19 protein-coding genes and 4 pseudogenes are annotated in these 23,663 nt (G+C 69.2%); 6 read left to right on the forward strand and 17 right to left on the reverse strand.

Annotated features, from left to right (window positions below; translation table 11 throughout):
- The first annotated feature begins 878 nt into the window (after nt 1-878).
- Entirely contained in the window at nt 879-2,585 is a 1,707-nt protein-coding gene (locus tag BG418_RS18630; protein ID WP_188275042.1) for an RICIN domain-containing protein, read from the forward strand.
- A gap of 12 nt (nt 2,586-2,597) precedes the next feature.
- On the opposite strand, the pseudogene BG418_RS18635 reads toward BG418_RS18630, so the two are convergent.
- A pseudogene (locus BG418_RS18635) lies at nt 2,598-3,201 on the reverse strand (transposase family protein); the annotation flags it as partial.
- Between the two features lie 72 nt (nt 3,202-3,273).
- Here BG418_RS18635 and BG418_RS18640 point away from each other — a divergent pair.
- Nucleotides 3,274-3,657: a hypothetical protein gene (locus tag BG418_RS18640; RefSeq protein ID WP_188275043.1), complete on the forward strand. Its 384-nt coding sequence runs from the start codon at nt 3,274-3,276 to the stop codon at nt 3,655-3,657.
- Nucleotides 3,658-3,754: 97 nt separating this feature from the next.
- Here the strand turns inward: BG418_RS18640 and BG418_RS18645 are convergent, their stop codons facing one another.
- Nucleotides 3,755-4,354, reverse strand: coding sequence for a YdcF family protein (locus tag BG418_RS18645; protein ID WP_188275044.1), 600 nt, complete (start codon nt 4,352-4,354; stop codon nt 3,755-3,757).
- A 188-nt stretch (nt 4,355-4,542) separates the two neighbouring features.
- Here BG418_RS18645 and BG418_RS18650 point away from each other — a divergent pair.
- Nucleotides 4,543-5,645: pseudogene (locus BG418_RS18650) on the forward strand (transposase); the annotation flags it as partial.
- A 27-nt stretch (nt 5,646-5,672) separates the two neighbouring features.
- Here the strand turns inward: BG418_RS18650 and BG418_RS18655 are convergent.
- The 4 genes and pseudogenes from BG418_RS18655 to BG418_RS18670 all read right to left on the reverse strand — a co-directional run.
- On the reverse strand, nt 5,673-6,425 hold the full coding sequence (locus tag BG418_RS18655; protein WP_317453693.1) for a DNA alkylation repair protein: 753 nt from the start codon (nt 6,423-6,425) through the stop codon (nt 5,673-5,675).
- Nucleotides 6,422-6,841: an SRPBCC family protein gene (locus tag BG418_RS18660; RefSeq protein WP_188275045.1), complete on the reverse strand. Its 420-nt coding sequence runs from the start codon at nt 6,839-6,841 to the stop codon at nt 6,422-6,424. The genes BG418_RS18655 and BG418_RS18660 overlap by 4 nt, the downstream gene beginning before the upstream one ends.
- Before the next feature lie 11 nt (nt 6,842-6,852).
- Nucleotides 6,853-7,314 (reverse strand): MarR family winged helix-turn-helix transcriptional regulator, encoded by a 462-nt coding sequence (locus BG418_RS18665; RefSeq protein WP_188275046.1) that lies wholly within the window; start codon nt 7,312-7,314, stop codon nt 6,853-6,855.
- A gap of 76 nt (nt 7,315-7,390) precedes the next feature.
- A pseudogene (locus BG418_RS18670) lies at nt 7,391-8,105 on the reverse strand (IS5 family transposase); the annotation flags it as partial.
- Between the two features lie 240 nt (nt 8,106-8,345).
- Between BG418_RS18670 and BG418_RS18675 the strand changes: the two are divergent.
- Entirely contained in the window at nt 8,346-8,591 is a 246-nt protein-coding gene (locus tag BG418_RS18675) for a hypothetical protein (RefSeq protein WP_188275061.1), read from the forward strand.
- A 16-nt stretch (nt 8,592-8,607) separates the two neighbouring features.
- Here the strand turns inward: BG418_RS18675 and BG418_RS18680 are convergent, their stop codons facing one another.
- The 8 genes and pseudogenes from BG418_RS18680 to BG418_RS18720 all read right to left on the reverse strand — a co-directional run bounded on the left by BG418_RS18680 (nt 8,608) and on the right by BG418_RS18720 (nt 17,042).
- Complete coding sequence (locus BG418_RS18680) at nt 8,608-9,024, reverse strand: hypothetical protein (protein ID WP_188275047.1); 417 nt, start codon at nt 9,022-9,024, stop codon at nt 8,608-8,610.
- A 22-nt stretch (nt 9,025-9,046) separates the two neighbouring features.
- Nucleotides 9,047-10,081 (reverse strand): annotated as a pseudogene (locus BG418_RS39975) (IS110 family transposase); the annotation flags it as partial.
- Nucleotides 10,082-10,333: 252 nt separating this feature from the next.
- On the reverse strand, nt 10,334-11,248 hold the full coding sequence (locus tag BG418_RS18695) for an SDR family NAD(P)-dependent oxidoreductase (protein WP_223185070.1): 915 nt from the start codon (nt 11,246-11,248) through the stop codon (nt 10,334-10,336).
- A 184-nt stretch (nt 11,249-11,432) separates the two neighbouring features.
- On the reverse strand, nt 11,433-13,400 hold the full coding sequence (locus BG418_RS18700) for a potassium transporter Kup (RefSeq protein WP_188275050.1): 1,968 nt from the start codon (nt 13,398-13,400) through the stop codon (nt 11,433-11,435).
- A gap of 123 nt (nt 13,401-13,523) precedes the next feature.
- A complete protein-coding gene (locus tag BG418_RS18705; protein WP_188275051.1) occupies nt 13,524-14,591 on the reverse strand; it encodes a vWA domain-containing protein in 1,068 nt (355 codons plus the stop codon).
- A gap of 76 nt (nt 14,592-14,667) precedes the next feature.
- Entirely contained in the window at nt 14,668-15,039 is a 372-nt protein-coding gene (locus BG418_RS18710) for a hypothetical protein (RefSeq protein ID WP_188275052.1), read from the reverse strand.
- A gap of 557 nt (nt 15,040-15,596) precedes the next feature.
- A complete protein-coding gene (locus tag BG418_RS18715; RefSeq protein WP_223185071.1) occupies nt 15,597-16,283 on the reverse strand; it encodes a recombinase family protein in 687 nt (228 codons plus the stop codon).
- Between the two features lie 51 nt (nt 16,284-16,334).
- On the reverse strand, nt 16,335-17,042 hold the full coding sequence (locus BG418_RS18720; RefSeq protein ID WP_188275053.1) for a TetR/AcrR family transcriptional regulator: 708 nt from the start codon (nt 17,040-17,042) through the stop codon (nt 16,335-16,337).
- Between the two features lie 239 nt (nt 17,043-17,281).
- Between BG418_RS18720 and BG418_RS18725 the strand changes: the two genes are divergently transcribed.
- Entirely contained in the window at nt 17,282-17,869 is a 588-nt protein-coding gene (locus BG418_RS18725; protein WP_188275054.1) for a flavodoxin family protein, read from the forward strand.
- A gap of 51 nt (nt 17,870-17,920) precedes the next feature.
- Nucleotides 17,921-18,910 carry an aldo/keto reductase gene (locus BG418_RS18730; RefSeq protein WP_188275055.1) on the forward strand — a complete coding sequence of 330 codons (990 nt, stop codon included), beginning with the start codon at nt 17,921-17,923 and terminating at the stop codon, nt 18,908-18,910.
- Nucleotides 18,911-19,063: 153 nt separating this feature from the next.
- On the opposite strand, the gene BG418_RS18735 is transcribed toward BG418_RS18730, so the two are convergent.
- The 3 genes from BG418_RS18735 to BG418_RS39980 all read right to left on the reverse strand — a co-directional run.
- Nucleotides 19,064-22,036, reverse strand: coding sequence for a Tn3 family transposase (locus tag BG418_RS18735; protein WP_188275056.1), 2,973 nt, complete (start codon nt 22,034-22,036; stop codon nt 19,064-19,066).
- 794 nt (nt 22,037-22,830) lie between these two features.
- A complete protein-coding gene (locus BG418_RS18740; protein WP_188275057.1) occupies nt 22,831-23,097 on the reverse strand; it encodes a hypothetical protein in 267 nt (88 codons plus the stop codon).
- A gap of 291 nt (nt 23,098-23,388) precedes the next feature.
- A partial coding sequence (locus tag BG418_RS39980) for a hypothetical protein (protein WP_223185072.1) occupies nt 23,389-23,663 on the reverse strand: 275 nt, incomplete at its 5' end.

Raw genomic sequence — 23,663 nt, forward strand, 5'->3', positions numbered from 1 at the left:
CTCTCACGAGGCTTAACCGAGTGCGGTGCACGACCAGTTCGTGCACCGGTTCCATCGGGAGGAACCGCCCGCAGGGAGATCGCGGTGCGCCTGGCCACGGCAGTCTGTGGCTGGCCAGAAGCTTCGCCCCCCCCCGCACGTGCGGGGGGTACGGTCGGGTGTGCCCCGGCGTTCCGCTTGCGCGGGTCTTGAGAAGATCGGATCCCGTCCTCAGTACGAGGCGAAGCGGAACAGCTGAGTTGGGGTACTGGCCGTTCTGGTCCTGGCATCCGAAGTGGCGCAGGCCGATGTTGCTGCCGTCCACACACAGCCCCGTGGTCCCGCTCGTCACCCGGCGGGTGTAGACGGTCTGGACGCCTTCGGTCTTCGCGGCACCGGGTCCGAGCGAGGACGTCGGTGCTCGCCGCCGCCTTGGGCGCGGACGTCGAAGCGGACGACGGCGTTCCCGTGGCGGCCATCGAGGTGCCGGCCCCGACGAGCCTCAGAGCGGACGCCGTGAAGACCGCGGCCGTGATCCGGGTCAGCCGTCCTGCGAGCGTGGTCGTTTTGTTCAACGTCCCTCCTGCGGAGTCCAGTCGGCGTAGCTGCCGGGCCGGTGACGAGTGGGTCGCACGCGGGTCGTTTGCGCGATGCAATCGAGCCAACGGCAGGCCATGCGCTGGACGGCACCGTAGAACGGGTGTTCCCTGGTGGCGTTCCGCGTCCCGACACTGCCGGGCGGCGGAGTCGGCCGCGCGGCCCCGAGGTGTTCCGCGCAGGTCAGCACGGGGGAAGGGGCCGGACAAGCGGGGTTGTCCGCGGACAACTGGGGGACCGGTATGCGTAGAACAGGACGACCGCAAGGAGCACCGAAGGGCGCGACGCGAGCAGCGGATGCCTTGGCCGGTTTCCTGGGGGACCTCACGGCCGAGCTGACGGTCCGTGAGCTCGCCCAGCGGTACGGCGGCGGCAAGACGATGTGGAGCGACTACCGCAGTGGCGCCCGGATCATTCCTCTGGGCAGGCTCAATTCCGTGGTAAGGGACCGGGTACGCGACGGCCGCGGACGCGAGACGCTGCTCCAGCGGGCACACCGGCTGCACGAGGCGGCGCTTGTCGCCGAGGCGGAATCGGGGCCGGGCCTCAAACCCGACGAGGCCCTGCAGCGTGCCGAGGCGGATCTCGCCGAGGCCGAAGGGCTCGTACGGAGCCTGCTCTCCCTCGTGGGCAGACTGCTCGACGACCAAGACGGGTCGCGGGCCACCGCGCCGGAGCGGGAGCGGCGGCCCGGTGCACCCGAGCCGGCCGACTATTCGCCACCGGCGCCCGCGCCGGACGCGGCGCAGGGCCCCGAGCCGGTGGCGGACGGCCTCATGGACCGGGCGCTGCGGCAGTTGGAGGCCGTACGGTCCCTCCACTGCGGTGCCCGCCAGATCCTGGGCCGGGCGCGGGCTGAGAGCCGGGGCGCCCTGCCCGCCGGGTCCACGGCGTCGGTGACAGCCGGCACCGATCTGGTGCTGGCGCTGGCGCGGACGGCCGACGCGCTGGCCGGCACCGGGCACGAAGTGGAGTGTCTCTGGCGGGAGCACCGGGCGGCGGACGGCCGGCCTTTGCAGGGTGTTGTGCTGGAGCGGACGGACCGTCCTTCTGCGCTGCGGGTCATCGCTCAGACGGCCTTGCCGCCCCTGCCGTATGACACCTCGCCCCCGGTGCCGGTGCCGGTGCCGGTGACGGCGGGTACGGCCGGGCAGCTCGTTGTCGCTGCCCCGCACCATCGCCCGGTCCGCTCGTCCCTGGCCATGACCGCCGTCCTCGCCGTGTTCACCGTCCTGGCCGTCGCGGTGTCCGCGGCGACGGCCGTGGTCGTCGTAGAACGGGAGCGGCCGGCCGGGCCTGCGTCCGTCTCGCGGGAAGTCCAGCCCTACCTGGTGCAGGTCCAGCCGCCGTCGGGCGCCACCGCGCAAGCGACGACGCCGGTCACGACGCCGCCCGCTAGCCCTTCCTCCATTCCTGCGCCCCCACGGGCCGCGACACCGACCCCGGTCACGACGCCGCCCGCGCAGGGGGGCGGGTTGGTGAAGCGGCCCTCGCCGCCGCCCGTGGCCGCGCCTGCCCCCACCGACACGAAGCCGCTTCCCACGTCCACGCCGCAGGTTCCGGATGCCCCCGACGGCCTGTTCCGGCTGGCGAATGCCGGAAGCCACCTGTGCTTGGCCACTCCGGCCGGCAGCCCGGCCCCTGCGGCCGGCATGATCCAGACCGGCTGTGGTGAGAGCCCCGAGCAGCAGTGGCACCTCACCCGCGAGTCGTCCGGCCCGTCCGCCGCTGTCTATTCCATCCGTAATCGGTTCAGCGGCCTGTGTCTGTCGGTCGAGGGAGCCAGGGTCGAGAACGGCATCCCCGTCACCCACTATCTGTGCGGCGACCGGCAGGGCCTGTTCCCCGACCAGTTCTGGACGCTGCGTTACCGAAGCGCCTTCCGCGCCTGGCAACTGGTCAACGTCAACAGCGGCAAATGCGCTGGTTCCCCGGCGGGTTCGTGGGACAACGAGCCGGTACTCCAGCAGGACTGCCGTGACGATCCTTGGCTCATGTGGCAGACGTGAGCAGGGCGGAGGCCTCCAATTGGGCAGGTCTTCGCCCTTGTGTCGGCGGTGGGGCATAACGAGTGCGGTGCCGGGATAGCCGCCGTCAGCGATCGTGAGGGTCTTGCCGACGGCGGCCGTGGCGCCGGATTCCTCCCACGCCTTGCAGTCGTTACGGTTCCCGGCGAGCGGCTGGCCGACCACGACGACCAGGCAGGTGTCGGCGTCGATGACGACCTGGTGGTTGGTGGAGTACCGGTAGTTCTTCGACTGCTCGGCGATGGTGTGGTCGCGGGTGGGGACCAGGGTGCCGTCCACGATGAGCACGGCGTCCTTGGCGAACCGCTCGCGGGGCCGGAGCGCGAGCATCGGCCCGAGGTGGTCGATAATGCGGTCCGCTGCCGACTTCGACACCCCGAACAGCAGGGCGAGCTGCCGCATCGTCAGGTTCGTGCGCCAGCACGCCGCGACCAGCAGTGCCCGATCCTCCAGCGGAAGGCTCCACGGCCGGCCCCTTGCGGACCGCGTCCGCACCCTCGCGACGTAGAATTGTCACCAGCTTCCCGAAGGCGCGCGGGCTCAGCCCGGTGAACGGGGCTATCCAGGACGGCTCCGACGCCGTGATCACACCAGCCACACCAAGATCATCCCAGTTGCCCACGCTGTCCCATGTCCTCGATCCTGTGTGCTCGGCAAGCAGGGAGGGCACATGGGGCTGGTTCTTTTCCCGGGAGACGGAGACAACAGCAGTCCGGATGTCTCCTGGTCCTACAGCGGCTTCGCCGCGTTCCGGCGGCGTCTGGCCGAGACCGAGGGGTTCGTGCTATCCGAGATGTGGGGCTTCGGCGGCAAGCGCCCGTGGAGCGACGTGTCAACCGCTCTGGAGCCACTCCTCGATCATCCGGACGACGGCGGTGACGACCTCTCGCCTGCCGAGTGCGCGCCGGTCCTCGTCCGGCTGGAAGCAATCACCGACCAATGGGCACGGGAGGGCGGCGGCCAACTCCTCCAGCAGCACATCGAGGACGCCCGCCAGCTGGCGGGCGTCCTGCGGCTCCGTATCGAGAAGGACGTCCCGCTGGCCTTCCTCTGACGCCCACCGACCACGGAACCCATTTACGAGACAACTCTTAACTTGTTCCTTAACCCTCTGTCGTCACACAGCGCTATAGACGGTCGCTGTCTTGGAGCTACAGCGAGACCTTCCGTTCGTCGGCCGTGAGTCCGCGGAGTGTCCAAAGTCCGTGCAGAGCCAGCAGCGGTTTGAGGACCGTCCACTCGCCGAGGCGGTAGTCATTCGCGCGCACCAGCTTCTCTGCAAGATCAGGGCGCTGTCGTCGCAAGTACGCGCGGGCCTTGAGCGCGTGAGCTGGCTGGGAGGCGATCTTGATGCGGTCGACGTCCTCAAGCAGTGGGATGACGTTCGTGACGTTCTCCCATGTCGTCGCGCTTTGATCTTCGAGGAGCACGGTGCCGTCGAAGTTGAGCGCCGACTTCGCGTAGTCAGCCATCACCTGGGCTTCCGTGGCGGCACTGCTGATCGCACCGCCGCTGAAGATCACACGGGTGCTGTGCGCACTGTCAGCGGCGATGGAGCGAATGCCAGCATGGACTCGCCATCGGTTGATGAAGTTCGCCGTCGCCTGGGGGTTCCGGTAGCCCAACACGACCACGGCCTCGGCAGCGCCCCCGCGGTTCCCCACGAGAGCTCGGGACCAGCGCCAGTTCAACCAATCGCCCCAGGCCAGGGCTGCAGCCCCAGCTATTGCCAGTCCTGTCTTTCGCCTCATGCGGCGACTCTAGGGCGCCTCGGTATGGCAGTTCCGCTCGCCTGGGGACGTCCGCGGTGGGCTTTTCCTTGCGGTCAGGCCTGGCCGCGTGGTCACTCTTTGGAGTGACCGCAGGGTACGGAGGAGGCCTTCCTCGTGATCCTGAACTCTGCGACGAGATCCAAGGGTTGACGAGGAAGGCCGTGGGGGTGAGTGTGCTGGTGTGTGCCGGCGAGCGGGAGGCGTTCGCGGAGCTGTCACGCTTTCGGACGGCCTTCTACGGGTGTCTGTCCGCGCAGGCGGATGCGTTCTTCGAACTGGCTGACGCGCTGCTGTGCGCGGACGGGCCGGTGCGGACGCCGGTGGAGCTGTCGCTGCTTGCCGAGCACCAGCGCGGCTACGGTGCTCCGTACGGAGCCTTGAACCACGGCCGCCTCGACGCTGATGCCTTGCGTGACCGGCTGATACCCCTGCCGTTGCCGCGGTTCGGCGGGCGGATCGTGCTCACCGTGGACGTTTCCCCGTGGCTGCGCTCGGACGCGGCCTGCTCGCCGGAGCGGCTGTTCTGCCTGGTCCACGGCCGTAACGGCCGCTCATCGGACCATGTGGTGCCAGGCTGGCCGTACTCGTTCGTTGCTGCACCGACTCCGGACCGCACCTCGTGGACCGCGGTGCTGGACGCGGTCCGCCTCGGGCCCGCCGACGACGCCGCGGCCGTCACGGCTGATCAGCTCCGGCAGGTCGTGGAGCGGCTGATCGGGGCCGGGCAGTGGCGGCCAGGGGACCGGGACGTGCTGATCGTGATGGACGCCGGCTACGACGTGATGCGCCTGACCTGGCTCCTGTCCGACTTGCCCGTCGAGCTGGCCGGCGCCTGCGCTCCGACCGTGTCCTGCGGCTGCCGAAGCCGCCGCGCATCTACGACCCGAAGGGCGGCGGCCGCCGAAGCACGGACCGGAGTTCCGCCTGACGAAGCCGGAGACCTGGCCGGAGCCCGCGGTGGTGACCGTGAACGACACGCCCCGCTACGGCAAGGCCGAGGCCCGTGCGTGGGACCGGGTCCACCCCAAGGCTCACCCACCGCTCGGCCTGGATCGGCCTGGACGGCGAACTCCCCCTGGTCGAGGGCACGCTGATCCGCCTCAAGGTCGACCACCTCCCCGGCGACCGCGACGCGCCGCCGGTCTGGCTGTGGTCCTCCGCGACCGGCATCAGCGAGGCCGACGTCGACTTCGTCTGGTCCCGCTACCTGCGAAGATTCGATCTTGAACACACATTTCGTCTGTTCAAGCAGTCCCTGGGTTGGACCCGTCGCCCCGCCCCCCGCGCGGGAACAAGGTCAGTGGCCGTGGGTGCGGCGGTAGGCGTTGATCAGGCGGGTCCGGTCGGTGTCGTGAAGGTGGCGGACCGCTTCGCGCAGGGTGACGCCGGAGATGCGGTCGATGCGGCTCTCCACCCATGCCGTCACGAAGTGGTAGTCGCGGCGGCTGGTTTCACGCAGTACCCAGCCGATGGCTTTCCTGATGAAGAATTCGGATTCTTCCAGCATGGCGTCGGCGTATCGGCTCAGCCGCTTCAGGTCGGCTGCGTCGGCGCGGATGCCGGGGAGCAGGGCAAGGAGGGCTGTGCGGCGGAGCCAGAAGTCCTGGTCGATGGCCCAGCGGTCGAGGACGGTCCCGGCCGTTTCCTTGTGCTGGAGGGTGATGGCACCGGCGCCGTGGACGGCGAGGGTGTCCACCAAGGCCCAGGTGCGGGCGGCTCGCAGCATCGCTTCCACTGTCACGAGGTCGGCGGGGGAGAGGAGGTCTGTGTGGCGGGTGAGGAGGTGGACGGCTGCCTGCCGGTGTTCGCAGACATCGCTGGTCCACAGCAGATCGGCCAGGGCCAGGACGTCCGACCGGGTGAGCGAACGCAGGTTGCGGCTTGTGGTGTTGACGGCGCGGCGCAGGTACGGGATGGGGACACCGAGGTGGACGAGGTCGCTGTGGAGGTAGTCACGGTCCCAGGCGGCGCGCTGTCGTGTGCCGAGGCGGGCGAGCTGCTCGGTGAGCTGGTCGGCCGCCTCGGCAAGTCGTGCGTGGGGCAGGCTCACGCGCCGGTTTCCAGGATGCGCTTGAGGGTGGCGAGTTCGGTGTCGACCAGGGCGATCTGCTCGTCGAAGTAGGCATCGGTGAAGGCCGGCGGCTGGAAGAACGTAATCATGAATTCAGTGCCGGTGCCGTTGGCCACGACACGGGCAGGGACCTGCCAGGACGCCTGGTCATCGAGGTAGTCGTGGTCGAGGATTCCGAGTTCGGCGTTGCCGCGGATGCGGAGCCTGGCAGGGCCTTGCGGGGTGGCCATCAGCCACCAGTCCGGCTCGTCGGTAGGCTCGATGGCCTTGATGTTGACGATCGCCCAGGCGGGCCAGTTGGCCGCGTCGGCGAGGAAGGCGTAGACGTCGGGGACGGGGCGCTCGATGGTGACGGTCTTGGTGACCGAGCGTGCGGTGGTGGGGGTGGTGCTCACGGTGGTGCCTTTCACGGGGTGGGTGGTGCGGGGGGCTCTGGGTGGGCTTCCCCGACGAGGTGGCGTATCCAGGACTCCAGCTGTCGGCGCTGGTCCGGTTCCAGGGCGGCGAAGAAGTGGGCGTCGTTGCGGTCGGCGATCTCTGCCAGCCTGGGCGCCAGGTCGCGGCCGGCGTCGGTGAGTGTCAGCCGCACGGTGCGGCGGGAGGCAGGATCCGGTTCTCGGGTCGCCAGGCCCTTGGCGGATAGGCGGTCGACCAGGCGGGAGACAGCGCCGGCATCGATGCCCATATACCGGGCCACCTCGCGGGTGGTGGTGGCGTCGCCTCGGTGCAGGGTGATCAGGACCGCCCATTGGGAGACGGTCACGTCGTGCTTGGCGAGTTCCCGTTCGAAGCGGCCGTGGACTTCGTCGGAGAGCCGGCGAAGCCAGTAGCCGAGGTGGTCGCGCAAGCCGCTGGTGGAAGATGTCACTCCTCCAGGGTGAGTGCCGCGACAACAGTTGTCAAGACAACACTTACGGGTGCCTTGGATCCCGCCTTTTCCCGGTGATGTACCGCTGGACGGTGTTGCGCTGCTTGTAGGCATCCGCATCGAAGGCGGGCGGGCGCCCACCTTGGCGGCGCCGCCGTAGACGGTGGCCGATCTGGTCCGAGGGCTGCGGGATGACCGCGCGGGTCTGTCGGCGTCGGGGGTGACTGCGGATCGCGCGGGATGAGTAGGCGCGGTCGGCCAGGACCATGGTGGGGCGGGTCCGGGGTCGGCCGCTGCCGGTTCTCGGCACGCGAATGCGGGCCATGACCGTCTCGAAGGCGGGCGCATCACCGGCCTGACCCGCGGTGACGGCCAGAGCCAGGGGCCGCGCATGGCCATCTGCGGCCAGATGGATCTCAGCCCGCCGCGGGAGCGCCCGAGTGCGTGGTCGGCCGACTCGTTGCGGCGCAGGGCCCCCTTTTGAGCGCTCCGGCGCCATGCTGATGAGCCCGGACAACGGTGGAGTCGACCGACACGGTCCAGCCGATGTCGGCGACGGCATCGGCTGCCGCCAGCAGGGCGGCGAGGATCTTCTCCCACGTGCCGTCGACGGCCCACCTGATCAACCGTTTGTGAGCAGTCTTGAACGGGCCGGGTTCCTCGGGGAGGTCCCGCCAGGGCGAGCTGGCGCGGTACATCCAGGTGATGGCCTCGAACGTGCGGCGGAGGTCGGCCCACCGCCGTCCGCGGACGAGATCGGCCGGCATCAGCGGTTCGATCCGATCCCACATCGCATCAGTGATCACTAATCGGACAGCCGCATCCCATCAACTGGTGGGCCCGCCAAAGAGACGCGGTCTAGGCGCTGGGGCTGTCGGGGCGCGTTGCTTCTGCTGTGTGCAGGAGCGGTGTGAAGACGGACGTGCCCCGGGGCAGCACGAGTTCGGTGCGCTACCGGTGGGCGATGCTGCTGGCCCCGGCCGGCGGGAACCGGGTGCCTGATCCGCGCTACCCGACCCGACGGCCAACGTATGCCGAAGACGTATAGGCCACACGGCGCGACGGAAGCGAGCTGCGGGGCCGCGAAGCCCTGCGCGAGCTGTACGCGGGACGGTTCACCAAGAAGCGCCGCCGCGCCGAGATCATCGGACGGCTCACCCGAGGGCGACCGGGCCGTCGACCACGAGGTCGCCCACGGCCTGGCCGACGAGCCGATCCGCGTCCTCGTCGCCCACCGAGCGCGGGACCGACTGAGCGACCGAGTCACCTTCCTGTGAAAGCTTGGTTCGGCTCTCACCGGGTCCGGTTCACGGTCGGCAGCGGGTGCGGTGGGGAGGCCGGGTGCGCCGACGGGGCGCCGCCCGCCTCGCGGGACTCCGGCAGCCACATGGCCAGGATCGGGCTGGTGCGGTCGAAGACCTTGATGGCGGTCACGCAGGCCGGAAGGAGACCGCCCAGGCTTTCGCTCGCGGCCAGGCCGGCGACTGCCTTCTCCGTGCCCGCCTCCGGCGCTGCCCCGGCCGGACGCGCTGCCACCGTCACCAGTCCCACGTGTCGCCCCTCCAGCTGATGCAGCAGCCACGTGCTGGACAGACCCACCTCCCGTGCGGCGTCCCGCAGATGGGGCCAGGTGCGGGCCAGGAGTTCCGGCACGTCGGCTTCGGCTCCCTCGCCACCCGCCGTGACCGTCCAGCGCTCGAAACGGTTCACGTGGTGCGAGGTCGAGGCAGAAGCGGGCGGCGATCTGGGCGGAGAGGTAGCAGACGCGCAGGAGCCGGCGGTGGTAGCGGTGCGGTCGGCGCATGTTGCCGCTGATCCGGCCCGAGTCCCGTGGAACCGGAGCGAGGCCGGCGACTCCGGCAAGTCGCCCCGCACTGCCGAACGCATTCATGTCCCCGCCGGTGCAGGCGATGAACTCCGCCCCCAGCAACGGGCCCATGCCAGGCATGCTGACGATCACTTCGGCGTCGCGATATTCACGGAAACGAGCCGCGATCTGCGCGTCGATGCCGACGATCTCCTCGTCAAGCGCCAGCACCGTCCTGGCCAGCGTGTTGACCACGGCTGCGGCCGTGGTCTCCCCGGACACGGCGGTGTGCTGGGCCTGGGCCGCGGCCACCGCCGTGTCCGCCAGGACCTGGGCGCCACGTACCTTGCGGTTCTTCAACCAGGTCGCCAGCCGGCTCGGACCGATCCGGCGCAGGGTGGCCGGGGTCTGGTACCCGGTCAGGAGAACGAGGGCACCCTTGGATGCCGCATAGTCGAACGCCCGCTCCAGAGCGGGAAAGTACTCCAGCAGCTGAGCCCGCAGACGGTTGATGGCCCGGGTGCGGTCGGCCGCGAGGTCGTAGCGACGGGCGGTGAGGATCTTCAAGTCCACGGCGATCTCGTCCTAGTCCTGCAAGGGCTGCAGGTCACGGCGCATGCGTCCCTGGTCGGCGATGACGTAGGCGTCTTTGGCGTCGGTCTTGCCCTCGCCTCGGTAGCTGCGGGAAGCATGGTGGACCGTGCGGCCGGGGATGTAGAGAAGCCTCTGATCGTGGCCTGCGAGCAGCGCGATCAGCAGGGCGGCTCCGCCCGCGTTCAGGTCGACGGCCCACGTCACCGGGTCGCTCTCGGCCAGTGCCAGGACGTCGGCTATCAGCTCCAGCAGCTCGGCCTCGTTGTTCGGTACGCGGCGCGAGAGCACCTTCGTCCCGTCCGTGTCGATCACCGTGCAGTGGTGCGCGGCCTTGCCGGTGTCTACCCCCGCCCAGAACTCGGGCACCGAGCCTCCCTCATCGATCGGTTGTCTGGCCCTGCAGACGACCACGCCGACGTGTCCTTTCGAAGCGATCTCTGTTCGCTCATCCCGATGAGTGGCCGTGTCGTCGCGGGGCACCGGGCGGCCAGTCAGTCAAAGCCACACGTACGGCATGAGCGCTTCCAGCCACAAGCCCCTGGGTCTCCCGATCGTACGAAGGACCGAAACCAACCCGCCAACACGGTAAGGAGCGCTTCAGGTGGCGAGTTGAGTGCTTCAGATGGCGGCGTCAGGCGCGACGCCGGTCAGCTCCGCGCTCGCCTCCCACAGCCGACGTGCCGTTTTGGCGTCCTCCAGCTGGGCCCACAGCCGCTCGTGGTGCGGCCGACCCCGCAGTCCGAAGACGCGCGGGCCCCACAGCTCACCCCCGGCGATCTGGGGGTCGAGCGCGGCCTGGACCGCGGGCCGGGCACCCGCATGCTTGCCTTGGAGCACAAGTGCGGCGGCCGCCCCGAGCAGCGCCGCCCCGGCCTTCCGTACGTGGACCGGCGGCCGCGACGGGGTGAGCGAGTCCAGCGCACCGCCAGGATGGACCACCACGCTCGACACCGTGCTGCCCGCGGCCCGCAGCCGGCGGTCGAGTTCCAGGCCGAAGTACATCTGGGCCAGCTTCGACCGGCCGTAGGTGCGCTTGGCCCGATAGCCGGTCCGGGACTGCAGATCGTCCAGGTCGAGCCGCTCGGACTTGGCAGCGAAGCTGCCGACGGTCACGATGCGGGCGCTCGGCGCGGCTTCCAGAAGCGGCAGCAGCCAGTGGGTGAGCGCGAAGTGCCCGAGGTGGTTCGTTCCGAAATGCACCTCATTGCCGTCCCGCGTCTCCCTCCGCTCCAGCCCTTCGCGGAGGACGCCGGCGTTGTGGACCACCGCGTCGAGGCGCTCCACCTCCAGGGATTCCGCGGTTCCCCGCAGCGAGCCGAGGTCGGCGAGGTCCAGGCCCACCGAACGCACCCGCGCACCGGGCACCCGCGCACGGATCGCGTCCATGGCGACCTCGGCCCGCTCGGCGCTCCGGCTGCCCAGCACCACCGTGGCGCCGGTACCGGCTAGCTGCTCGGCGGTGAAATACCCGATACCTGCGTTGCCGCCGGTGACCAGATACACGCGGTCAGCGGCGGAAGGGATCTGAGACATGGCGGGAACTCCCGTGAGGTGCGACGGTGGCTCCCGGTGGAGCAACCTGGCGCCCACGCTGCCACTGGCCTCCGACATTTCACCGATATCCGTCCGACAGGGCGGAGCCGACCGCGCTCCACGCGCAGCCCTCGCAATGGATGTCCGAATGCCATGCGGTGCCGGGGATCTCCGACCGGCGCGCCTACACCTCGATGTGCGAGCCCATGATGACCGTGCGGTCGCGGGGAAGGCCGAAGTACTCGGCGGCGTCGGCGGTGATGTAGGACGTGGCGATGAACAGCCGCTTGCGCCAGGGCGCCATCGTCGGTGCCTTCCCGCGCCGGAGTTCGATTTTTGACAGGAAGTAGGACGCCTGGTCGAGCTGCAATGTTCCTTCGGTCTGGGCCGGGGTGAGCATCGCCAGTGTGCCGGGCACGTCGGGTGTCTCCATGTAGCCGAACCGGGCGGTGACGTAGATGATCCCGTCATCGGCGTAGCCCAGGTCGTCGACGGCGAGCCGTTCGCCGGCCGGGACGCGGGGCACGGTCTGGGTCTCGATGGAGAGGATCACGACCTGGTCGTGACGTACATGGTTGTGTTCGACGTTGGCCCGCATGGCCAGGGGTGCGGTCTGCTTGCCCCGGTTGAGGAAGACGGCCGTCCCGGGGATCCGGAGCGTCGCCACTTCGCCACTGCGGAGGTGGTCGATGAACTCGGGCAGCGGGCCCTCGTGGTGTGCTCGTTGCGCGGTGACGAGTTCGCGTCCGCGCTGCCAGGTCGTCATGACGGTGAACGCGGTCAGACCGATCAGCAGCGGCAGCCACGCGCCGTGGACGAGCTTGGTCATGTTGGCCGCCACGAACAGCAGGTCCACGAAGAGCAGCACGCTTGCGCCGATGGCGACCAGCCACTTGGGCGTGCCCCACTTCGCGCGGGCGACGTAGAAGAACAGCAGGGTGGTGATGGTGATGGTGCCGGTCACCGCCATGCCGAATGCGAAGGCCAGTGCGGCGGAGCTGCGGAAGGCGAAGACCAGGGTGAGGACCGAGACCATGAGCAGCCAGTTGATCCAGGGGACGTAGATCTGGCCGATGGTGGACTCGGAGGTGTGCGCGATCCGCAGCCTCGGCAGGTAGCCGAGCTGGGCTGCCTGGGAGGCGACCGAGTAGGCGCCGGTGATCACCGCCTGGGAGGCGATCACGGTGGCCGCCGTGGCCAGCACGATCATCGGCCACCGGCCCCATTCGGGCACCAGCAGGAAGAACGGGCTGCTGATGTTCTTCGGGTCGGCGAGGATCAGTGCACCCTGGCCGAGGTAGCTCAGGACGCAGGCCGGGAAGACGAGGAACAGCCAGCCGCGGGTGATCGACCGGCGGCCGAAGTGCCCCATGTCGGCGTACAGCGCCTCGGCGCCGGTGACTGCGAGCACGACCGCGGCCAGGGCGAAGAAGGCGGTGCCGAAATGGCCGACCAGAAAGCCCAGGGCGTACGTCGGCGACAGCGCCCTCAGGATCTCGGGACGGTCGACGATGCCGGCCACGCCGCTCGCGCCGATCGCCGTGAACCAGACGATCATCACCGGCCCGAACACCCGGCCCACCGCCGCGGTTCCCCTGCGCTGGACCAGGAACAACACGATGATGATCACTGCGGTGATCGGCACGACCGCGCTGTCCAGCGACGGCTCGACGACCTTGAGCCCTTCGACCGCGGACAGGACCGAGATCGCCGGAGTGATCATGCTGTCGCCGAAGAACAACGACGCGCCGAAGATACCCAGCGCGGCCAGCACAGTCGTCGCTCGTCGGCCCCGCGAGCCCCACCGCCGTACGAGGGTGATCAGCGCCATGATGCCGCCCTCGCCGTCGTTGTCGGCGCGCATCGCCAGCAGGACATAGGTGACCGTAACGATGATCACCACCGACCAGAACACGAGCGAGACCACGCCGTACACGTTCTGCGTGGTCACCGGAACGGGGTGCGGGTCACTCGGGTTGAACACGGTCTGCAGGGTGTAGATCGGGCTCGTCCCGATGTCACCGAAGACCACGCCCAGAGCACCGATCACCACCGCGAGACGCAGCGAGTCGTGCGCGCTCGGACCACGAGCCTCCGGCGGCCGCGAGGCTGATCCGCCGTCGGATGCGGTTCCGTGCCGGTGATCGGCCATAGCCATCCTCCTCCGCGCAGCCTGCTCTGTCGCAGACCAGGTGCATTACGGCGGACGATACCCAGCCCCTGCACAACCGTTCGCAGGCACGCGCCGCTATGTTCGAACGACGCGGTGCGGTTCTCAAGGCGTGTTCGGATCCTCACAGCGGACGGGCATCCGCAGCCGGGTGAGTGTCTGGCCGTCACCTGCCGGGGGAAGCAGGACGATGTCCAGTTCCGCCGCCGTGAGCTCGCCTCCGGTCCGCAGCGGCGGCAGGTCCAGGCACAGGTGGTAGTCGTGCGACGCGCCGTCCTGGAGGCCGACGGGATACTCGACGATGTGGGGGCCGAGTGGATGCCCGCGGCCGGACAGGTCCTCCACGGCAGGCGCGATCTGTTTGAGGAAGCGTACCCGGGTGCCGTCCGGTGTCGTGATCCGCAGGGCGAGGTCGTGGGGGAGGGTCTGGCGGGTCCGGTCGATGAGCGAGGTCAGTTGGGGGCCGAGGCTCGGGGGTGTGAGGGCGGTGTCCGAACTGCCGCCCAGCGCCGAGGAGATGGACGTGAGCTGGGCCACCGACCAGTCGTCACCGATGCCGCGGATGTGGCAGGTGAACCGGCCGGCGCACGCGCTGAGAGCGGCCGTCCGTTCGTCGTCGTCCTCGGCCCGGGCTGTCAGGTCGGTCAGGAGCACGGCGGTGCGCACCGCGCCGGTGTGGGCGGCGAACAGTTGGTCGGCGAGGCGTATCCAGCGGCCGAAGGCGGCGTCCTCGACAGGTTCGAGGCGGGCCAGGGCGGCGCGTGCCTCGGCCTTGGTCGTCGTGCTCGCCCGGACCAGGCGCATGGTGTCGGGGTAGAGCATCCGGGCGTACTCCGAGCCTGCGACGACGGCGAAGGAGATCCCCTCGTCGAGGCCGTCGACGGCTGTTGCGACGGTCCGGGTCACGGCGCGGAAGTCCGCTTCGGGCAGTCGTGTCGACAGGCCGAGCAGGAAGACGAGCGTGTTCGGGGCCGCGCTCGTCGTGTGCGGGGCGGCGTCCGCGCCCGTCATCGTCACGATCGCATGGGCCTCGGTGGCGCCAGGGGCGAGGTACTCGTTCTGGTAAAGGGTGAGGCTGAGCCCGGACGTGACGGCAGCTGGACGGGTGAGGGCCGGTGCCCTTGGGTCGGGGGCGGAGGGCACCGAAGGGTTGGTGCCGCGTCTGAGCGGCACTTCCAGACGGTACCGGTCGGCGATGTACCTTCCGTCGACGTTCACGCTTCTCCCGTTCCGCCTCGCCGTAGCACGCTCAGGCGTCGTACGCGACGGGCAGTGTCAGCTCGTACGGGAACTCCTCGGCGTTCCGCAGGAAGGTGATCCGGAGGCGGAGTCCGCGGGCCTCGGCGGGGACGCCCGGCTGCCCGGCGATCGTTCCGCTGGTGTAGCTGCCGTCGGGGGCCGAGCCGAACGCGCCGCCCCAGTCCGTGTACTCGTTGCCCAGGTCGTCCTCGGCCTCCAGGGCGAGGAGGATCGGGCTCGTCCCGTCCGGTGTCTCGGGGAGGGCGGGGGTGAGGAAGTACCTGATGGCGAAGGAGTCCGGTTCAAGGGCCAAGGCGCGGAGCGTCAGCTCGTGGCTGCCGCCGAGGACCGGGAGGGAGGTCGGCAGGGCGTTGCTGGCCATGGTGGGATCACGCGCTTCCGGGCTCGGGGACCTGACAGGGGTGCAGCGGTCGGCGTCGGCCATCACCGCCTGCGCGGGCGTGATCGCAGTCTTCCCGGGGGCGCCCGGGCGCCGCAACGCCTGGCGCGTCAGAGATGCGCCAAAGGCGATACGGCGGCGGGCGGTTGGACGTCAGGTCTTGTGGGCCGGAATGTCCTCCCTGCGGGGTGCGGTCGGTTCGCCGCGGCGAACCGAGCCGGGGGCGCGGGCGGCGGGGTGGTCGGCGTGAGCGGCTGAGGTGAGTTGCCAGGGGACGCTGGTGACCATCACGCCGGGGGTGAACAGCAGGCGGCTCTTGAGCCAGAGGGCGGGAAGCCTTGCCTCTGGCCTTACCCAATCCACAGGGCTGGTTCTGCATCGGCTTCACCGATGAGGTTCGCCCTGGCCAGGTGGTCACCCGCCGGTTGGTCGATCGGGACGTCGTCGCGTATCGCACGCAGAGCGGCTTGCTGCGCGTAGTCGGCTGATCCCAGATTTCCGTGAAGCCGGTCATGCTTCTGCGCGCCGGTGACGGTCTGTCACCGAGAGCGCGATGCTTGTCGAGTGTGAGGGCCCCCGACTCCCAGCTCTGTCCCCAGGGGCAAAGTAGCCCGCCGGTTGGTTTCAGGACTGCGGGGCGGCGGTCTTCTTGGCTGGCGGGGGACGGTCTTGGTCTTGTCGAGGTGCTCATACACCGTCGACCGTGGCACGCCGAACATGTCGGCGATCTGCTGGACGGTCTTCTCCCGCTCGTCGTAGAGACGTTGGGCGAGCGCGGCCTGGTCCTCGGTGAGCTTCGGCCGGCGTCCGCCGACCCGCCCCCGGGCCCGCGCGGAGGCGAGCCCGTCGTTCGTATTCGCCACGATCAGCTCGCGCTGGAGCTCTGCCAGTACGGACAGCATCCCGAACATGGCCCTGCCTTCAATGGTGGCGGTGTCGATGCCCTGCTCGATGACGTGCAGCCCGATACCGCGCTCGCGCAGGTCGGCGCCGAGGGTTACCAGGTGCAGGACCGAGCGGGAGAGCCGGTCGAGCCGGGTGACCTTCAAGGCGTCGCCCTCGCGCAGCAGCTGCATGACGAGGTCGAGCTTCGGGCGGGACGCCTTCGCGCCGCTGGCGACGTCGATGTGGATGTTGTCGCGGTCGACGCCGTGGCGGAGCAGTGCGTCGATCTGATGATCGGGGTTCTGGTCGGCCGTCGATGTGCGGCAGTAGCCGATGAGCATGTCGGCCGGCGAAACCGACTACGCCCACCGCCTGCGGAGTAGGCGGCCCCTTCAGTCTGCCAACTGCTGTAGCCATTCGCGCAGCAGAGCCGTCTCCGTGTCTCGCAGAGGTACCCCGGTGCTGAGGGCGGTTTCAAGTGCGGCATCGAGGGCGAGTGCGTGCGAGGCCAGGTCGGACCCGGATGAGGCGGGCGAGTCCGTGGTGACCGAGGCCATGACGGTGTCCCGCAGCCGCGCCGAAGTGGTCAGGTCCCGCTGCGAGGGCTCTTCACCGATCAGCGCCAGCGTTGCACCCGTCGTCGCCGCATGGATGACGCGGGTCGCCTGCTCCACCGGAACCCGGAGGCGCCCGGCCTCGGCCGCCCGGCCCAGCAGCCTCACCAGCAGGGCGTGCGCCTCGTCCGCGGCCGGGGGCCGGCGCCCGGGCCGCGCAGTGCCATACATGAGCACGTAAAACGCGGGGTGCCGCAGTCCGAAGTCGACGTGCAGGTCCCAGCCGCGGTAGAGGTCGGCCACCGGGTCGTCCGGGGTCAGCGCCAGTGCCTCCCGTTTCTCGGCCAGGTACATCTCGAACCCGTAGGCGGCCAGCTCGGCCAGGAGTCCGTCCTTGTCGTCGAACATCCGGTAGAGCGCGGGGGCCGTGATGCCCGCGGCTGCGGCGACCGCGCGCGTGGAGACCGCTTCGCTGCCGCCCTCCTCCAAAAGCTTGGCGGCCACCTGCAGTACCTGGCGTCGCGCGGCGCGTCGTCCCTCGTTCATGGAACAACGATATCCCATATTGCGTATCGCCGCCTTATCAGTGCTACCGTCTAGAGCGGAACGACGATCCATGCTGATGGTGGTCGGCGCCGGCCCGCGACACCTGGGCATGCCCCGCACCCCGGCCCGGGACGTCGGTCCCCACTCGTAGAGCAGTGCGGCCGACCGCCGCACCGGGCAGCTCATCGTCTGCCGGCACACCACCGAACACGCCGCATCGCGGCAGGATAGGAACACCCGTGTCCGATATCTCGATCGTCATCGCGTCGCATTCCGGCTACGGCCACACCGCGCAGATTGCCACTGCCGTCGCCGACGGCGCGCGCTCCATCGGCGGGACGCACGTCCACCGCGTGGACGTCGCCTCCCTCAGCGACGCCGACTGGGACCTGATGGACGCCGCGGACGCCATCATCTTCGGTACCCCCACCTACATGGGCACCGCGTCGGGGGCGTTCCACGCCTTCGCCGAGGCCACCACCAAGCGGTGGATGACCCGCGCCTGGAGCGACAAGCTCGCGGCGGGATTCACCAACTCCGGCTCCATGAGCGGCGACAAACTGCACACCCTGCAGTACTTGGCGCTCCTGGCGGCCCAGCACGGAATGCTCTGGGTGAGCCTGAACCTCCTGCCGGGCTGGAACACCACCACATCCAGCCCCCAGGACGACAACCGCCTCGGCTTCTACCTCGGCGCCGGCGCACAGAGCTTCAACGACACCCCCGCCGTCCACGACGCAGACCTCAACACCGCCCGCCACCTCGGCCGGCGCGTCGCCGAGCACACCCGCATCCACCGCGCCGGACTGACCGCCGCAGCGCACTGACACAACGGTTCGCCAGAAATTGCCTTCTAGTTTCTTTCCGAGGAGTGAGTCATGCAGCACCGGACACTCGGAAGGCAGGGCCTTGAGGTCTCGGCGATCGGCTACGGCGCGATGGGCCTGACGATGGCCTACGGACCCACCGACGAGGAGGCCGGCGTCGCCGCCCTCCGCCGCGCACACGACCTGGGCGTCACCTTCTTCGACACCGCCGAGATGTACGGCTGGGGCACCGGATCCAACGAGATCCTCGTCGGAAAGGCAGTCAGGGACTTCCGCGACGACGTGGTCCTGGCCACCAAGTTCGGCGTCGACATGTCGGTACCGCCCGAGCAGATCGGCGGCCCTCTCAACAGCCGGCCCGACAACATCCGCAAGGTCGCCGACAACAGCCTGCGCTACCTCGGCGTGGACCACATCGACGTCTTCTATCAGCACCGCGTCGACCCCGAGGTGCCCATCGAGGAGGTCGCAGGCACCGTCAAAGAACTGATCGACGCGGGCTGGGTGAAGTACTTCGGTCTCAGCGAGGCCGGGCCCGAGACGATCCGCAGGGCGCACGCCGTGCAGCCGGTCTCCGTCCTGCAGACCGAGTACTCCCTGTTCGAACGGGACGTCGAGCAGCTTTTCCCCACCCTGGACGAACTCGGCATCGGCTTCGTCGCCTACTCCCCCCTCGGCCGCGGGTTCATCACCGGCACCGCCAAGCCCGCCGGCCAGTACGAAGCCACGGACATCCGCAACGTCGACCCGCGCTGGCAGCCAGGCAACTTCGAGAAGAACATCGAAGCCGTCGACCGGCTCGCCGAGCTCGCGGCGGCCAAGGGTGCCACCGTCTCCCAGCTGGCCCTGGCCTGGCTCCTGACCCGGGGCGAGCACGTCGTGCCGATCCCCGGCACCCGCAGCCCGAAGCGCATCCAGGAAAACGTCGGCGCCGCCGACCTCACCCTCACCGACACCGACCTCAAGGCCATCGACGAGATCCTGCCTCAGGGAGGCTTCGGCGCCCGCTACGCCGAGGGGCACGTGCCCACCTGGATCTGAGACCCGCCCTGGGACAGATGCACTCGGACACCGACGGCGGCACACAGGCCCGGTAAGGCCCGGATCACCGGAGCCTTGCAATGCCAGCCACGGCGAGAGTGCCCGAAGCCGTTGGAGCTGGCTTCGGGCACTCTCTTCGACGGCGCCGAACACTCAGCTGGGCATCGTCGCGGTGGGCTCAGGGAAACGCGGCCGGGGCACTGTGATCGATAGCCCCAAGTCGAGCCGCTTGTCCATGTCGAGGCGGAACGTGCCGTACGGGTTGATGTTCGACCAGAACAGCGCGGTCAGCCCACGCCGGTCCTCGGCACTCAGCTTCTTCGCCCAGGCGGGCTCGGCGAGAACCTGCTGGAGCAGCAGGGTATTGATGTGCACGAGGCTCGACTGAAGGAGGTGCAGGGCGAGCATGGAGGTCTCGGCGTGCTCCTTGTCCGGGCCGGTCAGGGCGCCGTCCTTGCCGTAGTGGAGCACTGTGTTCGCGCTGTTCCAGTTCTCCACGACCTGGAGCCCACCGTGGATCTCGCGGCGCAGGCCGGGGCTGGCGAGGTAGTCGCAGGCGAAGATCGTGCGTACCGCGCGGCCGAGTTCTTCGAGCGCGGCGTAGGTGGGGTGCTTGGGGCCACCGCGAGTGAAGCGCCGCAGCACCTGCTCGGCCTCTGCCGTACCCAGGCGCAGGGCGGTGGCGTACTTGACCATCTGGTCGTACTGCTGGGCGATCAGGTCCCAGCGAATCGAGCGGGTCAGGGAGCCGCCGAGCGCCGGCCAGCCGGGCGGGTCGTCGTCGGGCCGGTACAGGCGGACGCTGCCGATGTTCTTCAGCCTCGGCAGCAGGCGGAAGTTCAGCAGCTCAGTGAAGGCGAACCCGACCACGGAGGCGCCGTGGGTGTCGACGTAGTTCGACTCGATCTCGGCGTCCGTGCAGTGCCGCAGCAGGCCCTCGATCATCGCCGCGACCTCGGACGACGAACAGGACTTCAGCTGGGAGTAGATGCAGACGTTCTTCCGCTCCACGTGCCAGTAGATCATCACGCCGTTGCCGCCGTAGCGGGCGTGGTATTCGGTCATGAAGTTCGAGGACCAGGACCCGAACTTCTTCGAGTCCGACGCGCATGCCGTGCCCTGCCCCCACCATGCGGTGTCGCGGGCCGCGAAGGTGGCGTTCACCAGTTTCGTCACGGCGGCGCGGAGGTTGTCGACGGTGATGAAGTGCCGGCGCACGTGCCGCAGCGCGGCTTCGGTCTCGCCGTGCTCGCCGGTCGCCACGATGGCGCGGATGCCCATGTTCGTACCGAGAGCGAACAGGGCGAGCAGCAGCCGACGCTGGAGGACGGCGCGGTCGATGCGCTCGTAGGCGGCGACGGAGGCGAACTCGTCGGTGAAGCCGGTGGCGAAGTCGGCGTTCTTCACCACGTCCAGGAGGTCGAGGACGCCCCAGCGTCGTACGACCTCGTCCTTGAGCGCCTGGAGGCCGGTGGGCTCGTCCAGCTTCTCCAGCTTCGGGACCGTGATCCACGGCTCGCCGTGCCGGGTGGTGACCTTCACCCCGCCCGCGGAGCCGTCCGCGAGCGCGGCCGACAGCCGGTCCAGTCCGGCCGTCATGCGCTGCTTCAGGTCCGTAATGAACGCCTGCGGGTCCATCGGCTGGCGGATCGCGGCATAGTGCACGGTGCGGGTGGCCTCGAAGTCGCCGGGCAGGTCGTCCTCCGGGTTGCGCCAGCGCAGCCCGCCCTCAATGTAGATCTCGCGGCGGCGGATCGCGTCCCGCAGCGCGACCAGGACGCACAGCTCGTACGGGATCCGCTCGACCTTGCCCTTGTCGTCGACGACCGCCTCGCGCCAGTCCTTGCGCACGACGCCCTCCATCGGCACCGCGTCACCAGCGTCGTAGAAGCGGGTCTTACCGTCGACGTCGGCGTACTTGGCCAACAGAATCAGCGCGTCCATCACCGGCCGGTAGGCGGTGTTGTTGCACCTGAAGCCCAGCATGTTCAGCAGCGACGGCAGCATCTGTCGGTAGTACGAGCTGTACGACGAGCGCAGCGTGGTGCGGACCTTGGCCTTGAAGACCTTCTCATTCGCCTTCGCCTCGGCGACCAGGTCGCGCAGCGTCTTCTCGCCGACGACCGGGTACAGGGCCGTGCGCACGATCTCGTCCGGCTTGCCGATCGCGGCGTCGGCGAGCCTGAAGAGGATGCCTTCCTTGCCGCGGACCTTCTTCAGCTCCGCCGTCAGCTGCCTCTCCACCCGGCGCTCGGCACGGGCGTTGATCTTCTGCACCAGGGCGACCAGCAGATCCACCAGGGCATCGGTGATCTCCGCCTGCCGGGACGAGCAAAGCGCCGCAAGCAGCGTGATCCGTACGTCCTCGGCGGTGTCCCTGAAGTCCGAGGGGTACATCTTGATCGCCCGCGCCCGCCACGCGGCCAGCAGCTTCTCCGAGCAGTCCGCGAACAGCCCGTCAGGCAGGCCGAGTTTCCGCACGTCGTTCAGCTTGGTGATCTCCGCCAGCAGGGAGTCCAGGCCGACCGCACCCGGGTCGCGCTTGAGCGCGGCCAGCAGGGCCGCGCCGTCCTCGTTCTCCTCGGCCACCAGCGCCAGAAGCCGGGCCACCCCCGCGCCGCCCAGGCGCTCAATGGTCCGTGCGCAGAACGCCTTCTCCGCCCGGGTCTGGGCCGCGGTGACGATGCGGTCGATGCGGCCCGGCGGCTCGATGCTCCTCTCCCGGCACTCCACCAGTAGGGCCTCGCGCAGCCGGTCCTCCACCAGCTCGACCGGGCACACCTCATCGGCGAGCCACTCGATCAGCTTTTCCTCGTCCGCCCGGGTGGCGGGCCGGAACTTCAGAGCCTCGCGGATCTGCTTGCGGTGGTTCTTCGCCGACCGGCTGGTCAGGTCGTACTTCACGAAGTCGGCGGCTGGCACCTTCACCAGTCCGGCGACGTACTCCACTGCGGACTGCGGAACCTCCTCCAAAAGATCCGGGAACCGGCCCTCCGACTCGAAGAACTTCAACATCAGTGCGAAGCCGAGCCGTGTCGATCCGCTCTTGTTCGCCACCAGGTCCCAGTCGCCGTCCACCAGCGTCCAGCTCGCCAACAGCTCTTCCGGCGACCGCTCTTGCCGCACACCCGCCCCTTCCCTCGCCTGCCCCGGGCTTCACTCGGACGGCCCAACGAGGCGCCCGAGGGCAAGGAAACCGGTCATCTGACTATCTGAAAGCTACCCGCCGGTTACTTTGCCCCTTGGGGCAGAGCTGGGAGTCCGGGGCCGAACCGGTGGGGCTGTGGTGCGCGATGCCCTGATGGCCTGTCAGTCTCTCCGGCTCCGGGAGATCGCGTCTGGTACGCACGCCCTCTCTGGTATCTGTTGCGGTATCTACTGCGCTATCCGTTGCAGTATCTGTTGCCCCGCGTCTTTCGTGTCTCGGGTATTGGGGCTGGTCACCAGGGGAGTTGGGGTGTGGTGGGGGGTCTGACATCCCCTCCACGGCCACTCGCCACGTCCCCAGAATAAGGAACGGGGAGGAATGGGGGCGGGGGTGTGCGGTCGTGGAGGGGGTCGGGGTCGGCCTTTTGGTTGCGCGTCGCCGGGGGCTCCGCGCTGCACCCGGGGGCCGTGTGAGTCGCTGTGTGCCTCTCTCCCGCGTTTTCGTCCCGCCCGGGTCTCCTCGCGGGGCAGTGTGCGAGAGGGTGTCAGATCGGCCTACAGCGCTTCGTGTTGGTGGCCGCAGCGGGCGGCGGCACACGGGTCCGGCTTCCTCAAGACCCCTTGTAGGGAAGTAGTTGGCGGCGCCCACGGCTTCCGGTGGTCCCCTTGTCCGCCAGGTCAGAGCACGCTTCTGGGGCCTGGCCGAGGGGCGCCCGGTGCGACCAGAGGCGCGACCAGAGGCGCGGCCTTCTGTGGGGCTCCCGGGCGGTCGTTCATGGGTGGTTGACGAGCTTGGTGAAGGCGTAGATGCCGCCTGCGATGGTGGCCAGTGAGGCGACGCATGCGAGGGCGGGGACGGCTGCGGGGTGTTCGAGCAGGACGTAGAAGAGGAACGTGGCGGCCAGGACGAGGACTACGACCAGCACGGCCTGGAGCTGGCGCCGCAGCGAGGCGTCCGTGGAGGCCGGCACCGGCTCGGGGGTGGGGGCCGGGGGTTGGGCCGGATCGGTCGGCGGGATCGGGTTCGGGTGGGTGGTCACGGTGGGGCCTCTCGATGGGTTGGCGGGTGGGACGAGACGTCAGACTCGGGGCCGGACCTGGTAGCCGGGCCGGGGCGCCTCGTTCAGATCAGCACGATGATGGATCGAACAGTTAGCGGTGCAAGAGGCGTTGACCTGCGACTTTCGATGGCCGGGCCGTACGGGCCCGTCTGGTGGGTGTGCGGGGACTGTGTGGTGCCGCCCGGCCCGGTCCGCCGACCCTGGGCGCGGCGCAGCGAATTTCCCCGGAACCCCTTCACCGTGAATTCACGTATGCCATGGTGGACTTCTTCAATTGAAAAGCGAGCGGGACCGTCGGACACACAATCCGCCATCAGAGAACCGGAACTGACGGAGTCCCAAATTCCAGGGAGCGCCGAAAAACGAGCCGCCCCCATTCCGCATCCAGACAAAGGAATTCGCGAAGCGAATTCCGCCAGGCCGAATCGCGGAGCGATTCGAGCCCAGGCCAACGGAGTTGGCCGTAATTCCGGCGAAGCCGGAATTTAGCCGCGCGGAGCGCGGCATCTTTTCCGTCGCGTAGCGACGGCGCGTCGTGTCTGCGG

The organism is Streptomyces sp. CBMA152, from assembly GCF_014596475.1.
Classification (GTDB): Bacteria; Actinomycetota; Actinomycetes; order Streptomycetales; family Streptomycetaceae; genus Streptomyces.

Bases quoted from the DNA above. Each gene is read 5' to 3' on its own strand.
- BG418_RS18715 (WP_223185071.1), bottom strand. From the start codon at position 16,283: ATGCTCATCGGCTACTGCCGCACATCGACGGCCGACCAGAACCCCGAT.
- BG418_RS18645 (WP_188275044.1), bottom strand. From the start codon at position 4,354: ATGAGGCGAAAGACAGGACTGGCAATAGCTGGGGCTGCAGCCCTGGCC.
- BG418_RS18675 (WP_188275061.1), top strand. From the start codon at position 8,346: ATGCCGAAGACGTATAGGCCACACGGCGCGACGGAAGCGAGCTGCGGG.
- BG418_RS18730 (WP_188275055.1), top strand. From the start codon at position 17,921: ATGCAGCACCGGACACTCGGAAGGCAGGGCCTTGAGGTCTCGGCGATC.
- BG418_RS18720 (WP_188275053.1), bottom strand. From the start codon at position 17,042: ATGAACGAGGGACGACGCGCCGCGCGACGCCAGGTACTGCAGGTGGCC.
- BG418_RS18700 (WP_188275050.1), bottom strand. From the start codon at position 13,400: ATGGCCGATCACCGGCACGGAACCGCATCCGACGGCGGATCAGCCTCG.
- BG418_RS18695 (WP_223185070.1), bottom strand. From the start codon at position 11,248: ATGTCTCAGATCCCTTCCGCCGCTGACCGCGTGTATCTGGTCACCGGC.
- BG418_RS18710 (WP_188275052.1), bottom strand. From the start codon at position 15,039: ATGGCCAGCAACGCCCTGCCGACCTCCCTCCCGGTCCTCGGCGGCAGC.
- BG418_RS18640 (WP_188275043.1), top strand. From the start codon at position 3,274: ATGGGGCTGGTTCTTTTCCCGGGAGACGGAGACAACAGCAGTCCGGAT.